The sequence below is a fragment of the Vibrio sp. WZ-1 genome (assembly GCF_052037695.1).
Taxonomy (GTDB): Bacteria; Pseudomonadota; Gammaproteobacteria; order Enterobacterales; family Vibrionaceae; genus Vibrio.
On sequence record NZ_JBQEQR010000043.1, the window covers coordinates 35,073 to 49,736 of the forward strand.

The following is a 14,664-nucleotide window of genomic DNA, read 5'->3' on the forward strand; positions in this document are numbered from 1 at the left end:
AGCCCACATGATGTGGGCTTTGTTGTATCTATTCGCAGAGCTTTATGAAGTTACTGGTATTTTAAGAGTAGATTTACCAGAAGGTGTCGCGGCGCTTGGCTCGCGCAATAATGTTTTGCGGCATACGTTGCTCAAGACCATTTCTCAGCATCGCAATACGCTTATATTGCCTCTTATCCGCAGTCACCGAGTTATACAACCAACGGTAGGCATCTTCGTAGTCGAGCGGGCTACCGTAATCGCGCAGTAATAGTTCGGCAAGATGAATACGCGCATTCAAGTTGCCCATCGATGCGGCTTCACGCAGGTATGGGATCGCACGTTCTTTATCTTGTTGGACTAAAGTTCCACGAGAGTAGTAGCGGCCAAGTTGCTCTAACGCAGCAGGTAAACCTTGGTGGGCTGCGTTTTCCATGTAGTAAAGACCAAGCTCTACGTCTTGCTCTACACACACGCCCCACGCAAGCATATCGCCATAAAGGAATTCATAAGACGGCAAGTTAATGCGCGTCGCACGTGCCACGATATCTTCCACTAGCTGGCAGTTATCAGCGCGCACGCGCTCTAGGTGCTTATTCTGCTCAATAAGCTTAATCAATTCTGCTTCGGTGTAGATAGGAACTGGCGCCCCTACATCGGCAACATTTGCCTTAGCCGATGTTGCACTCAGCATCAATAACAGTGAAGCAGCCACTGTTCGTAACTTCATATATGTACTCTTTAAGGTATCTAAGAAACCAAAGATCAGCCAAGGATCTCCTCTGCTTGATTACCTTATCGGCAAAGGTTAGTTAAGCTTTAGGCAAATTTTGCCTCCTGTCTAATCTTAACGGCAACAACTTGCCATATCGAGTACGATTTTTCACCAATGGTTCTAATTCACAAATATAAAAAAACCGGCCATCATAGCCGGTTTTTAAAAATCTCTAACGAGTATCGATTAAGCTTCGAATGGGTGAACCTTAATGATGGTTTCGTTACGGTCAGGACCAGTTGAGATGATGTCTACTGGCACGCCGGTTAGCTCTTCGATACGCTTGATGTAATCTAGAGCAGCTTGTGGTAGCTCGTCGATTGATTTTGCACCGAATGTGTTCTCAGACCAACCTGGCATTGTTTCGTAGATAGGCGTCGCTTTTTCAAATGCTTCCGCAGCCATCGGAGAAACTTCTAGCGTAGAGCCATCTTCCATCTTGTAACCAGTACAGATTTTTAGCTCTTCTAGACCATCTAGTACGTCTAGTTTAGTTAGACAGAAACCAGATACAGAGTTGATTTGGATTGCGCGACGCATAGCAACAGCATCGAACCAACCAGTACGGCGTAGACGACCTGTTGTCGCACCGAACTCGTGACCCACTTCACCTAGGTGCTTACCTACTGGATCTTGCTTGTCTAGACCGTCGTATAGTTCAGTCGGGAATGGACCTGCACCAACACGAGTACAGTAAGCTTTCGCGATACCAAGGATGTAACCGATGTGACGAGGACCGAAACCAGAACCTGCAGCAACACCACCAGCAGTTGTGTTAGAAGAAGTTACGTATGGATAAGTACCGTGGTCGATATCAAGTAGCGTACCTTGTGCGCCTTCGAACATGATCTTGTCGCCGCGCTTACGTGCTGCGTCTAGTTCGTCAGTTACGTCGATAACCATAGAAGTTAGTAGTTCAGCGTAACCTTTCGCTTGCTCAAGTACTTCTTCGTAGCTTACTGCTTCAGCTTTGTAGAAGTTAACTAGTTGGAAGTTATGGAATTCCATTACTTCTTTTAGTTTCTCAGCGAAAGATTCCATATCGAATAGATCGCCAACGCGTAGACCGCGACGAGCAACTTTATCTTCGTATGCTGGACCAATACCACGGCCAGTAGTACCGATAGCTTTTTTACCGCGAGCGATTTCGCGAGCTTGGTCCATTGCAACGTGGTAAGGAAGAATTAGAGGACATGCTTCAGAAATGAAAAGACGTTCGCGTACTGGAATGCCGCGCTCTTCAAGAGGTTTCATTTCTTTAATTAGAGCTTCAGGCGATAGTACAACACCGTTACCGATAACGCATTTTACGTTATCGCGAAGGATACCTGATGGAATTAAGTGAAGAACGGTTTTTTCACCGTCAATTACAAGTGTGTGACCTGCATTGTGACCGCCTTGGTAGCGTACCACGTATTTTGCATCTTCAGTTAAAAGGTCTACAATTTTACCTTTACCTTCGTCACCCCATTGGGTGCCTAGAACGACTACGTTATTTCCCATCTTTCCAAGTCTGATTGCTAGTTAAAAATGGATTCTAGCACCGAATCACACTTCTTGCAGTCATTTTTTGTTCACAGAGTGGATACCAGAATGCAAACTCGCCAATCTTACTCATTTCGAAATCACTACATCACTGATAATATTTACTTTTCAGAATTCGACTAGGGATCATGATGTCAGAGTCTATTTGGCTAGCGATAGGGCTAGTATTGATCGTTGAAGGTATTGGACCGTTGATCGTTCCAAATGGTTGGCGCAACATGGTCGCTCAGTTAAGTGAGCAACCGGATAACCAGTTGCGTCGCATTGGCGGTTGTTTAGTGGTAGCGGGCGCCGTGATCGCCATCATGATGAGTTAACATACTCGCGGTGCCTATCCGATATTTATCCAACAGATACCAAAAGATACAAAAAAGGCTCCATCACGGAGCCTTTTTAATTTGCTGTAACGCTTAGCTTATTTCGCTTCTGCGCCTTTCGCATTGTTCATGTATTGGAAGAACTCACTCTTCGGATCCAGAACAAGGATGTCACTCTTAGAGCTGAACGATTTTTCGTAAGCTTTTAGAGAACGTAGGAAGCTGAAGAACTCAGGATCTTTGTTGTACGCATTCGCGTAGATCTTCGCTGCTTCTGCATCCGCTTCACCTCGTGTTACACGAGCTGTTTTGTCTGCTTCTGCAAGAATTGTTGCCACTTCAAGCTCAGCTTGCGCACGGATAACTTCTGCTTTCTCACGACCTTGAGAACGGTGCTTACGCGCTACCGACTCACGCTCTGCGCGCATACGACGGTAGATAGATTCACTGATCTCATCTGGTAGGTTGATCTTCTTCATACGGAAATCAACGATGCGAACACCCAAGTCTTTCATTGCACTATCGCGCGTGTCTTTCAACACTTCAGACATGATTAGGTCACGTTCGCCATCGATTTCCAAGGCTTCACGAGCTGCTTCAGTACTCACTTCATCACTGCTTGCGTCTTCTGGAAGTACGTCGTTATTACGTGGACCAGATACGATTTGCTTGATTTCACGAGAACCAATTTCTGCACGTAGTACGTCAGTTACCTTACGCTCAAGAAGCGCTTCAGCTGTCAGTGTGTTACCGCCGCCAGTTGCAAGGTAGTAACGACCGAAATCTTCAATACGCCACTTCACGTAGGTATCAATGATTACGTCTTTTTTCTCAGACGTTACGAAACGGTCAGCACGGCCATCCATTGTTTGGATACGCGCATCTAACTGCTTAACTCGATCAAACAGTGGCATTTTGAAATGCAGACCCGGCTCATAAATACGAGTGATGTCGTTGTTATCTTTCAAGACACGACCGAATCGAACCACAATACCACGCTCACCTTCAGGAATCACAAACAGTGACATCAGCATTAATGCCAGTGCGATTACCAATACAGGGATCATTAACTTACGCATTCTTAGTATCTCCCTTGACGTGAACCAGTTGAACGAGACTGTGTGTTCGAAGTGTCTTGCTGAGCACGTTCAGACTCTAATTGAATGTGATCGTACGTTGAAGTCGACTTCGATTTACGTTTAGTGTCTGTTTGACCTTCTTGACCAGCCAACTTATCAATTGGAAGGTATAGAAGGTTACCGCTTGATTCAGAGTCAATCAGCACTTTAGATGTGCTTGAGTACACTTCTTCCATCGCATCTAGGTACAGACGATCACGCGTTACACCTGGTGCAGCTTGGTATTCAGGCAGTAGTTTTTCAAACTGAGCTACTTGACCAAGAGCTTCGTTGGTTACACGCTCGTTGTAACCTTGCGCTTCTTTCTTCAAACGCTCAGCACGACCTGTTGCCTTCGGTAAGATTTCGTTCTTGTATGCTTCTGCTTCACGGATGAAACGCTCTTCATCCTCACGCGCTGCGATTGCATCATCAAACGCATCTTTAACTTGCTCTGGCGGACGCGCAGACTGGAAGTTCACATCAACAATCACGATACCCATATCGTAGCTATCGATAATTTGGTTTAGTGTCTCTTGAGTACTTTGACGGATTTGCTGACGACCACTTGTTAGGATGCTATCCATTAGTGAGTCACCAATTACTGCACGTAACGCAGAGTCTGTTGCTTGACGCAAGCTGTCGTCTGCATTAGTCACGCGGTACAGGTATTTGTATGGGTCAGCGACACGGTATTGAACGTCCATCGCTACCGTTACTACGTTTTCATCTTTAGTCAGCATTAGACCAGATGCACGTAGCGAACGAATCGCTTGTACGTTAACCGCTTCGTATTCATCAATAAAACGAGGACGCCAGTTCAGACCTGGGTCTACGATACGGTCGTATTTACCTAAACGCAGCACAACACCACGCTCTGCTTCACCGATGGTGTAAAAACCAGCGAAGAACCACACTGCAATCGCAATAACTGCAATTACGCCGAAGCCAATTGCACCACCGCCACCGCCGATAGAAGAACCACCGCCGCCTTTTTTACCAAACTTGCCACCCAGCTTTTGACTCAGTTTACTGAACACTTCATCTAAATCTGGCGGACCTTGATCTCGGCCACCAGGACGCTGGCCACCACGATTATTATTACCCCAAGGGTCATTATCGCGGCCATTGTTGCCGTTGTTATTTCCAGGCTCATTCCACGCCATTAGAAAGCTCCATCATTTGATATGACGTTATACTGTAGCAGTCCTTTAAGTGACTATAAAGTCGACTAAAACTGCCCCTTCTCTTTTTTCAAGTCTAGACCAATCTACCTGTTGCATTCGAATATCGATCAACAAGTTACCTTCCTGGTCATATTCCTCACGTTGAATACACTTCATTTGGAAGAATGTACTACGGAATCGTCCTTGATACTGTGGAGGAATTCGCAACTGATGCTCAACCATTTGCGACGCCAAACGTTCTGTCAGCGCATCAAATAGGAGATCAATGCCCAATCCGTCCATCGCAGAAACCCAGACTGCACGAGGTACGCCTTCCTCATTACGTTCTATACGAGGTTTTTGCTCTTCTAGATTGTCAATCTTGTTCATTACTACGAGCGTCGGCACTTCATGTGCGTCGATCTCTTCTAAAACTTCATGAACAGCTTGAATATTCTCACGAAAACGCTCATCACTGGCATCAACAACATGTAACAAAATGTCAGCTTCTTGCGTTTCTTGCAAGGTTGCTTTGAAGGCAGCAACCAAATCGTGAGGTAGATGTCGGATAAAACCAACGGTATCTGCAAGTATTGCAGGCCCTACATCTGCTAACTCTATCTTACGTAAAGTAGGATCAAGAGTAGCAAACAGTTGATCTGCGGCATAAACGCCAGCTTCTGTAATACGGTTGAAGAGTGTCGACTTACCCGCGTTGGTGTAGCCCACAAGAGAAACCGTTGGGATTTCGGCTCGGTTTCGGGCACGACGCCCTTGTTCACGCTGCTTCGCAACTTTTTCAAGGCGGCGAAGGATGGCTTTGATTCTATCACGCAATAATCGACGGTCAGTTTCTAACTGAGTTTCACCCGGTCCACGTAGACCGATACCGCCTTTCTGCCTTTCAAGGTGCGTCCAACCACGAATCAAACGAGTAGAAATATGACGAAGTTGGGCTAGCTCTACTTGCAGCTTACCTTCGTGCGTTCGTGCTCGTTGGGCAAAAATATCGAGGATGAGACCAGTGCGGTCGAGGACTCGACATTTGCACAGTGCTTCGAGGTTACGTTCTTGGGCAGGAGAGAGGGAGTGATTAAAAATCACAATTTCAGCACCAGTTAATTGTACCGCAGTAGCAATTTCTTGTGCCTTACCCTCTCCGACATAGTATTTCGGGTGTGGGGATTGACGACTACCAGTGACAACTTGCAGCGCCTCAACCCCAGCGGAAGAAACCAGCATTTCAAATTCAGCCAGATCTTCCCATTCACCTTCTTGCGTGAAGTTGATATGAACAAGTACGGCTCGCTCACCGGATTCATAACGGTCAAACAAGCAATCAACTCCTTATTTTAACAATACTAAATGAAGAATTAATCTTCAGATTTTTCTTGTGGACGATCACCTTGAGGACGATCACCACTGTGGTGGCTCACTGGACGAGCCGGAACAACTGTAGAGATAGCGTGCTTGTACACCATTTGATTTACAGTGTTTTTCAATAGAATCACGAACTGATCGAATGATTCGATCTGACCTTGTAGTTTGATACCGTTCACAAGGTAGATAGATACCGGGATACGCTCACGACGTAGCGCATTTAGGAATGGGTCTTGTAGAGATTGCCCCTTAGCCATTTTATTTTCCTTATTTAATTTGTAGTTGTAATTATTTAGCTAGCGGTGCAATGCAAAAGGTACTACTTTTTGCATCTGAGCTAAACGAATCAAAATGCACCCTAAGTAATTAGCAGCATAGTATAAAAACCGCCAATAACAGATCCTTTGAGAGTGCGATCACGCAAAAACGATCACATTATACACAGCTATCTCAATCAGATGCTATTGCTTCTGACATGGTTTCGAGTGCTTGTTCAATGTTGTCGCTATCCAACCAAGTTAAATCATTCCAGCTGCGTAACCAGGTGATTTGACGCTTGGCCAATTGACGAGTTGCACAGACGCCACGAAATATGGCTTCATCACGAGTGCACTCCCCGTCTAAATACTCCCACATCTGTCTGTAACCAACACAACGGATTGACGGAAGATCAGGGTGAAGATCATCACGCGCATACAGCGCTTTCATCTCATCTTCAAAACCTGCCTCCATCATCTTTTCGAAGCGTAGTTCAATTCGACGGTGAAGTTCTGCCCTGTCCTTGGGAGCTATTGCAAACTGTTTGACTCGATACGGTAAGCTATCGCCTTTCGTTTGAGTCAACTCAGTAAGAGTTTTACCTGAAATACGGAACACTTCCAATGCCCTCGATAAACGCTGAGGATCGTTTGGATGAATTCTCGCAGCTGATACAGGATCAATCTCTTTCAGCTCATCGTGCAACACCGACCAACCTTTAGTCAATGCCTCTTGCTCAATTTGCTGACGAATTTCAGGATTTGCAGCAGGAAGAGGTGATAAGCCTTCAAGTAACGCTTTGTAATACAGCATAGTACCGCCGACTAAGAGCGGAATTTTTCCTTCTGCAACAATGTCATCCATTGCCTGCAATGCATCACGGCGAAAGTCCGCCGCAGAGTACGCTTCACTAGGGTCAAGAATATCAATAAGGCGATGTGGCGCTAGACTTAGCTCGCACTCATCTGGCTTCGCTGTACCGATGTTCATATCTTTGTAGATCAACGCCGAATCCACGCTGATGATCTCAACCGGGTACTTCTGACGCAGGCGAATCGCTAGCTCTGTTTTACCTGATGCAGTTGGTCCCATCAAAAAGAGGGCCAAAGGTAGTTTGTCTGTCATGGCTTTAATTTGGCAATCGTGGCAGAGAAATCAACAGCAGACACAAATTTTGTGTCTTCTAATGGCAATTGACCATGTCTTAGCTGTTCAAGTTCCGCAATAATTTGAATGGCTTCGGAAAGAGTATAGTGGCTCTTAACGGTGGTGACCTGCAAAGCAAGCCAATCTATCAGTTCAGATAACAGCAGAGCCGTTGCCACCTCTCCCGTCACGCGAGTTTGCGCGTAAGATAACAGATCTGGTATCAAATTTTGTAAGTTTTGTTGGCGCAGTGGTGAAGGCACTCCCATCACCATTAGTGCTTTATCATTTCTGGCCTTTAACTGAATACCTAACTGAGCAAAATCTTGTTGATAATCCTGTGCAAGCTGGACCAGATCCGCTTCCAACTTAATCGATAGCGGCACCAGTAGCGGTTGAGCTTTTAGAGCCCCTTCACTTGGTGTGAGCTGTCCTTTTGTTCGATAGTACTCAGCCCTTGGCAGTGCAACCAAAGCCACACCGCTATCACTACTCATCAAAACAAACTGCTCGTCCACCACAGCCAGAGCTTTGCTCAGCGCAGTAACAGGAGGTAAAGCAGGTTCATCTCGAGAGCTAACTGTAGCCGGCGTAGCTTCAGCCTGTGGTTCAAAATCTGGCGTCTGAAGCAATTCATGATAAGCACGCACTTCTTGTTTGCTTGGTGCAGGCTCAGCATGACGCTGCTCTTTATTCGAATTCGGTTTAGGCGCAGGCTTTGATTCAATCCAGTCTGTTCGTTTAAAGGAATCCGCCACGCGCGCTTCTCGTACAGAAGCGTCACTTGATGCCCTATCGCGAGGTTTCGTTTCATAGTCCGAGCGCCCCGGATAGGCGGGTGTGTTATCAATCGCTTGATACACTCGCTCAAGTACAGGTGAACCGCTTTGCTCCGGTGTACTTATTGGCTCCGGCGAACTTGCTGTTTCAGGAGCAGACGTCATCGTCTCAAATGGCTCTACTGTCTCGGCGGGATCTGCATGGTGAAACGCAGATTGGTTCACGTGCGGTTTATCAATCACTGAGCTTTGCGCAAGAGCATCCGCCAGTGCTTGATAGATAAAATCATGCACTAAGCGTGCTTGATGGAAACGCACCTCATGCTTGGCAGGATGTACGTTGACATCTACTTGATGTGGATCGAGCTCAATAAATAGTACATACGCAGCAAACTGATCCGGCTTGAGACTGGTTTCGTAACTTTGACGAATCGCATGATTGATCAGTTTGTCACGCATCATGCGACCGTTCACGTAGCAGTATTGCAAATCACTTTGCTGCCTCGCCCCTTCCGGCGTAGTAATCCAGCCGTGAAGCTTGAGTCCTTGATGCTCCAATTCGATACGTAGCATATTACGCACAAAGGCATTACCACATACCGCAGCAATGCGCTTTTCAGTTTGAAGCTGATTCTTTGCGGCACGGTATTGACGGATCATCTTACCGTTGTGACGGACATTGATGGTGACATCAAAGCGGCTCAATGCAATGCGCTTCAATAATTCATCGATGTGGGCAAATTCGGTTTTCTCGGTACGAAGAAATTTACGACGAGCGGGCGTATTGAAGAACAGATCTAACACTTCAACCGAGGTACCAATTGGGTGTGCGGTCGGCTGGAGTTTGACCTTCATATCGCGCCCTTCAGAGTAGGCGCTCCACGCTTGTTCTTGTGCAGCTGGTCGAGAAGTCATGGTCAAGCGCGATACCGAACTAATACTCGCTAGCGCCTCACCACGAAACCCCAAACTCATAATCGCTTCCAAGTCATCCAAAGTATGGATCTTCGAGGTCGCATGACGACTTAACGCTAGGCCTAACTCATCTTTCACAATCCCTTTGCCGTTATCGCGCACACGAATCAGCTTGGCACCACCTTTCTCGATATCAATATCGATACGGGTCGCCCCAGAGTCGAGACTATTTTCTACCAACTCTTTCACGACAGAAGCGGGTCTTTCAACCACCTCCCCTGCCGCGATTTGGTTTGCCAATCGCGCTGGCAAAATTTTAATGGTCATGATGAGTTATAAGCTCACTTACTTGTTTGGAATAATCAGCACTTGTCCTACTGCCAGCTCATCAGAGCGTAGGTTGTTCGCTTTACGAATATTCGAGACACTAACACCATATTTCGATGCAATCTTGCCAAGGTACTCACCACGAGTAACCTTATGCTTACGAATAGGTTTGTCTTTCACCGCCACAGTGATCTTCAATTTCTGACCGACCCACAAGGTATCCGATTTAAGATTGTTCTGCCTGCGAATATCGGCGATTTTTACTTTATAGTGACTTGCGATCTTACCAAGGAACTCACCGGACTTGACGGTGTGGGTAATGGTCTCTGTTTCAACGGTATTTGGCTTATTCGAAATAGCAATCGAAGCTGCCCCTATTCCAGGGATTTTTAGCTTCTGCCCTACAGCCAAGCCACTGGACTTGAGCTTATTCTCGCTCATGATCGCTTTGGTTGACGTTCCGTATTTCTTCGCGATCACAGAAAGCGATTCGCCACGTTTCACCGTATGAACGATTGGCTTCGCGGAAGACGAGAAAACGGTCCCTTCTGGCGGATTATCTTTCAAGTACTTCACAACAGCTTTGGTTATCGCTCGCGCCAGCTTATCTTGATGAGAACGTTGGAATAGCAACTTCTCTTCAGTCGGGTTAGAGATAAAACCAGTCTCAACCAATACTGATGGGATCTGTGGTGAACGTAATACCGCAAGGCTGGTATTAATTGGTTTTGAGTTATGTAGACGAGCAACTTTGCCCATCTCGCCCAAAATCTCAGTCGCTAACTTATAGCCCTCCTTTTGAGAGTGACTGAACTGAAGATCCAATAAGGTTTGGTTCACATTGCGATCACTGGAGTTACTAACAAACGCCGTACCTGAACCACCAAGCAACTCTGATTGTTTCTCATGATTTTCCACCCAGCGAGAAATCTCAGTGTTCGCGCGGCGAGTGTTCAACACAAATACCGAGCCACCGCGTGGTTTAGGTGAGGTAAATGCGTCAGCGTGAATGGAGATCAACAGATGAGCGTCATTCTCACGAGCAATTGCAACACGACGGTTTAAGTTGACGAAGTAGTCGCCGGTACGAGTCATACGTGTTTTGATACCAGGAACGGCATTCAATTGGTCTGAAATCTTACGAGCAATGCTCAATACCGCGTCTTTTTCATACTTACGACGCGATGGGCCTATCGAGCCAGGGTCTTCACCACCATGGCCTGGATCTATCGCGATTAAAATCTCTTGTGCACGATGCACCGTACTCATGTCTTTACTAGGTGACGTTGGCTTACCTGGTTTTGACGTGCTCGTGGTCGTCGACTTTTGCGCACCGTGCGACAAATCAATCACCAAACGGTGGCCATATTGACCTCCAGGTGTTGGCTTGAGTTTGAATAGCTCAGCTTTAACACTTTTCTTTAATTCAAAGACCAAACGGTAAGTGTCTTTATCTGGTGGACTACTCTTACGGACGCGCTTCAATACTGGACTGTCCGTTACGGTAACAGGCAGCTTAGCTTTCATAGAGGTGTTTTTGAGATCCACCACTAAGCGATCTGGCCCAGAGAGAGAGAAATAGGAATAGTTAGCCTCCGCGCTTAAATCGATGACAACTCGAGTCTCATCAGGAGAAGGCCAAACTCGGAAACTTTTGACGACGTTAGCAAAGGCTAAATTAGGGATAATAAGGAGAAAAGTGGCGACTAACACCGCCACTGTTCTAAATTTTGAAAGACTCAACATAGCTCCAATTGACTGAGTAGTTGCTCACCATATTCATTATTTGCAGTTAGTTCAGCGATACGCTGCTCACCCTGATAGCGAATGTTCATATCAAGATCTGGCTTCGGTAGCAATCCCTGTCCTTTTTCAGGCCATTCAACTAAACAAATTGCATCATCAGTGAAATAGTCTCGGATTCCCATGAATTCCAGTTCTTCAGGATCCGCAAGACGATAAAGATCAAAGTGGTAAACTTGCCACTTATCCAATTGATAAGGTTCGACTAACGTGTAGGTCGGGCTTTTTACATTACCTTGATGACCAAGAGCACGGACAAAACCACGGCTAAATGTTGTTTTACCCGCACCTAAATCGCCGTGCAAATAAATAGTGGTTTGCTGAGAACAAAGCTGAGCCAATGCGGTTCCAAGTGCTACCGTTGCATGCTCATCTTTAAGATTAAATTGTTTCGTGCTCATTGATGCTTCTCTAACTAATGATCGTTGACTATATAAAAATCAAAAGAACAGGAATAGTAAACTGTGTTGGTTTTGAGAGACAAGCTCTCAAATGTCATATATGCGAAAAAAATGCCAATAAGACAAAACCTAATTACCTGAATCTATTGAGTGCATAAGCAGAATTACTCATGTCTAAATCAACTTTTGATGACTTTGTTTCAAAATTCGTTCTCTGTGTTATCTGCTCGACTTTCAGGTAGCACCATTGACTTAGATCCTGTAAGATCCGCCCCCCTTTATCTTGGTGGTTAATATGAACTACGAACAACTCGCACAACAAATTAAAATTTGGGGTAAAGAGCTCGGCTTTCAAAAAGTAGGGATCTGCGATGTTGATCTTAGTGAACATGAGACCGCTCTGCAAAAGTGGCTCGACGCTGGCTATCACGGTTCAATGGACTGGATGGCCCGTCATGGCATGATGCGTGCCAGGCCAAATGAGCTTTTACCAGGAACCGTGCGAGTGATCAGCGTGCGTATGGATTACCTACCACCAGAGGCGAGATTTGCTTCTAATTTGGCAAACAAAAACCATGCTTACATCAGCCGCTACGCACTAGGGCGTGATTACCATAAATTGGTGAGAAAGCAGCTTAATAAGCTTGGCAAACTTATTGAGCAAGAAATCGGACAATTTGGCTATCGCCCATTCGTCGATTCCGCCCCAATCCTTGAGCGCCCATTGGCACAGAAAGCAGGATTAGGCTGGACCGGTAAACACTCACTCATTTTGGATAAAGACTGTGGTTCTTGGTTCTTTCTCGGAGAATTGTTGATTGACCTACCATTGCCAGTCGATGAGCCAAGTGTCGATCAATGTGGCAAGTGTAAAGCATGCATCACATCCTGCCCAACACAAGCCATCGTAGATGAGAAAGTGGTGGATGCTCGACGTTGTATCTCTTACCTCACTATTGAATTTGATGGTGTGATCCCTGAAGAGTTCCGCAAGCCAATGGGAAATCGTATCTATGGCTGTGATGACTGCCAGTTGGTATGTCCTTGGAACCGCTATGCTGAAATTACCGAGCAAGACGACTTCCATCGCCGTGAAAGTTTTGAAGAGCCAGATCTGATCACCATGTTCAATTGGGATGAAGTCACGTTCCTAAGCCAAATGGAAGGGTCAGCTATTCGTCGGATTGGGCACCTGCAATGGCTACGTAATATATCTATCGCACTTGGTAATGCAGACTACAGTCAAAGAGCGATAGATGCCTTAGAAACGAGGCGTGGTGAAAGTGAGTTACTTGATGAGCACATCGAGTGGGCTTTGGCACAACAGCTCAATCAACTGCCAACCAATGAATCAGGTTCTATCGATACGAAAAAGAAGCGTTTAATTAGAATCGTAGAAAAAGGGCTTCCACGAGACGCCTAGCGCGTAGCTCATATGCAAGAGATTGAAAACACTTTTTGCATAAGCAAATCATGATTTTGTTCTCAAATTCTGAAATGTGGAAAAAAAGATTTAAGTCTTGTGAAATTGAGCTATTCAAAAAAGTTAAACACAGCTTAAAGAAATGATTAGGATCAAAAAAACACAAAGTAATGATCCAAAATTAACGCACCCGATCCGCAATAAATCAACCTTTTACCATAAATAACAACAACTTAGCTATTTAGTGAAAAGTTTTATCACCGTCGAATTTAGAAAAGATCTTTCTTTACAACCTATAAACCCTGAACAGAAAACACTTTATCAACCAACTTATCCACAGAATAGAATATGTGGATAACTCTGTTAATTAAAGGTATGAAAGTGCCCCGAACATCAGATTATTCATTGGTCGGTCGACTTTTATCATGTTTAAAACACAAACGAAATCGTCCGACATCATTCGATGCGGATTAGAGTTTTGCTTTTTAGGGATTGATGCTTCTCAGCATTATGAAAAGAGCGATGTGACTGGCTGTAACGCTTCAAACAATGAAAGTTACATCCATCGATGGTTTAAGTAAATTACTAGAAACTATCGCTTGAAAATTGGTTGCGGGGGCCGGATTTGAACCGACGACCTTCGGGTTATGAGCCCGACGAGCTACCAAGCTGCTCCACCCCGCGTCCATGTATTACCGATTAATACGATAATAGAAACTGGAGCGACACACGAGGTTCGAACTCGTGACCTCAACCTTGGCAAGGTTGCGCTCTACCAACTGAGCTAGTGTCGCAATGTCACTGTTAAGCACAATGAGGGCTATAAATTGGAGCGACACACGAGGTTCGAACTCGTGACCTCAACCTTGGCAAGGTTGCGCTCTACCAACTGAGCTAGTGTCGCATGTCACTGTTAAGCACAATGAGGGCTTTCGCTTTCCACCTTGAGAAAAGTGGAGCGACACACGAGGTTCGAACTCGTGACCTCAACCTTGGCAAGGTTGCGCTCTACCAACTGAGCTAGTGTCGCATCTTTTAACGGCCTGAATGCTATTAAAATAACGTTCAAGCTGTTTAGATTTGGTTGCGGGAGCCGGATTTGAACCGACGACCTTCGGGTTATGAGCCCGACGAGCTACCAAGCTGCTCCATCCCGCGTCCGTATTTCATTGTTAAGCACAATGAGGGCTATCAAATTGGAGCGACACACGAGGTTCGAACTCGTGACCTCAACCTTGGCAAGGTTGCGCTCTACCAACTGAGCTAGTGTCGCATCTCTCAACGGCCTGAATATTATCAAAAATAATCTTCAAACTGTTTTAGATTTGGTTG

12 protein-coding genes and 6 tRNA genes are annotated in these 14,664 nt (G+C 45.6%); 2 read left to right on the plus strand and 16 right to left on the minus strand.

The annotated features are described in order from the left end of the window. Window positions 1-73: 73 nt before the first annotated feature. Both motX and ACTS60_RS01890 read right to left on the minus strand, forming a co-directional pair. Window positions 74-709, minus strand: coding sequence for a flagellar protein MotX (motX, locus tag ACTS60_RS01885; protein WP_440886910.1), 636 nt, complete (start codon window positions 707-709; stop codon window positions 74-76). Between the two features lie 231 nt (window positions 710-940). Next, window positions 941-2,257, minus strand: a complete 1,317-nt coding sequence (locus ACTS60_RS01890; protein WP_010443999.1) for an adenylosuccinate synthase — start codon at window positions 2,255-2,257, stop codon at window positions 941-943. A 173-nt stretch (window positions 2,258-2,430) separates the two neighbouring features. Between ACTS60_RS01890 and ACTS60_RS01895 the strand changes: the two genes are divergently transcribed. After that, a complete protein-coding gene (locus tag ACTS60_RS01895) occupies window positions 2,431-2,616 on the plus strand; it encodes a DUF2065 domain-containing protein (protein ID WP_440886911.1) in 186 nt (61 codons plus the stop codon). Window positions 2,617-2,714: 98 nt separating this feature from the next. On the opposite strand, the gene hflC is transcribed toward ACTS60_RS01895, so the two are convergent. From hflC to tsaE, 8 genes are all read right to left on the minus strand, one after another. Beyond that, complete coding sequence (hflC, locus tag ACTS60_RS01900; protein WP_440886912.1) at window positions 2,715-3,695, minus strand: protease modulator HflC; 981 nt, start codon at window positions 3,693-3,695, stop codon at window positions 2,715-2,717. 2 nt (window positions 3,696-3,697) lie between these two features. Further along, window positions 3,698-4,900: an FtsH protease activity modulator HflK gene (hflK, locus tag ACTS60_RS01905; protein WP_010444004.1), complete on the minus strand. Its 1,203-nt coding sequence runs from the start codon at window positions 4,898-4,900 to the stop codon at window positions 3,698-3,700. A 45-nt stretch (window positions 4,901-4,945) separates the two neighbouring features. Continuing rightward, window positions 4,946-6,235 carry a ribosome rescue GTPase HflX gene (gene hflX, locus ACTS60_RS01910; RefSeq protein ID WP_440886913.1) on the minus strand — a complete coding sequence of 430 codons (1,290 nt, stop codon included), beginning with the start codon at window positions 6,233-6,235 and terminating at the stop codon, window positions 4,946-4,948. Between the two features lie 38 nt (window positions 6,236-6,273). Next, complete coding sequence (hfq, locus tag ACTS60_RS01915) at window positions 6,274-6,537, minus strand: RNA chaperone Hfq (protein ID WP_005438329.1); 264 nt, start codon at window positions 6,535-6,537, stop codon at window positions 6,274-6,276. A gap of 193 nt (window positions 6,538-6,730) precedes the next feature. After that, window positions 6,731-7,663: a tRNA (adenosine(37)-N6)-dimethylallyltransferase MiaA gene (miaA, locus tag ACTS60_RS01920; protein WP_440886914.1), complete on the minus strand. Its 933-nt coding sequence runs from the start codon at window positions 7,661-7,663 to the stop codon at window positions 6,731-6,733. Further along, window positions 7,660-9,705 (minus strand): DNA mismatch repair endonuclease MutL, encoded by a 2,046-nt coding sequence (gene mutL, locus ACTS60_RS01925; protein ID WP_440886915.1) that lies wholly within the window; start codon window positions 9,703-9,705, stop codon window positions 7,660-7,662. The genes miaA and mutL overlap by 4 nt, the downstream gene beginning before the upstream one ends. An 18-nt stretch (window positions 9,706-9,723) precedes the next feature. After that, a complete protein-coding gene (locus ACTS60_RS01930; protein WP_440886916.1) occupies window positions 9,724-11,451 on the minus strand; it encodes a LysM peptidoglycan-binding domain-containing protein in 1,728 nt (575 codons plus the stop codon). Further along, on the minus strand, window positions 11,445-11,909 hold the full coding sequence (gene tsaE, locus ACTS60_RS01935; RefSeq protein ID WP_440886917.1) for a tRNA (adenosine(37)-N6)-threonylcarbamoyltransferase complex ATPase subunit type 1 TsaE: 465 nt from the start codon (window positions 11,907-11,909) through the stop codon (window positions 11,445-11,447). The genes ACTS60_RS01930 and tsaE overlap by 7 nt, the downstream gene beginning before the upstream one ends. A gap of 295 nt (window positions 11,910-12,204) precedes the next feature. On the opposite strand from tsaE, the gene queG reads away from it, so the two are divergent. Further along, the gene (gene queG / locus ACTS60_RS01940; RefSeq protein WP_440886918.1) at window positions 12,205-13,332 is read left to right on the plus strand and encodes a tRNA epoxyqueuosine(34) reductase QueG; all 1,128 of its coding nucleotides are present in this window, start codon (window positions 12,205-12,207) and stop codon (window positions 13,330-13,332) included. Between the two features lie 607 nt (window positions 13,333-13,939). Here the strand turns inward: queG and ACTS60_RS01945 are convergent. The 6 genes from ACTS60_RS01945 to ACTS60_RS01970 form a co-directional block, all read right to left on the minus strand. Beyond that, window positions 13,940-14,016, minus strand: a tRNA-Met gene (locus ACTS60_RS01945). A gap of 34 nt (window positions 14,017-14,050) precedes the next feature. Then, a tRNA-Gly gene (locus tag ACTS60_RS01950) sits at window positions 14,051-14,126 on the minus strand. Between the two features lie 34 nt (window positions 14,127-14,160). Next, window positions 14,161-14,236: transfer RNA gene (locus tag ACTS60_RS01955), tRNA-Gly, on the minus strand. A 50-nt stretch (window positions 14,237-14,286) separates the two neighbouring features. Continuing rightward, window positions 14,287-14,362, minus strand: a tRNA-Gly gene (locus ACTS60_RS01960). Between the two features lie 51 nt (window positions 14,363-14,413). Continuing rightward, window positions 14,414-14,490: transfer RNA gene (locus ACTS60_RS01965), tRNA-Met, on the minus strand. Window positions 14,491-14,529: 39 nt separating this feature from the next. Then, window positions 14,530-14,605 (minus strand) — tRNA-Gly (locus ACTS60_RS01970). Window positions 14,606-14,664 lie beyond the last annotated feature (59 nt).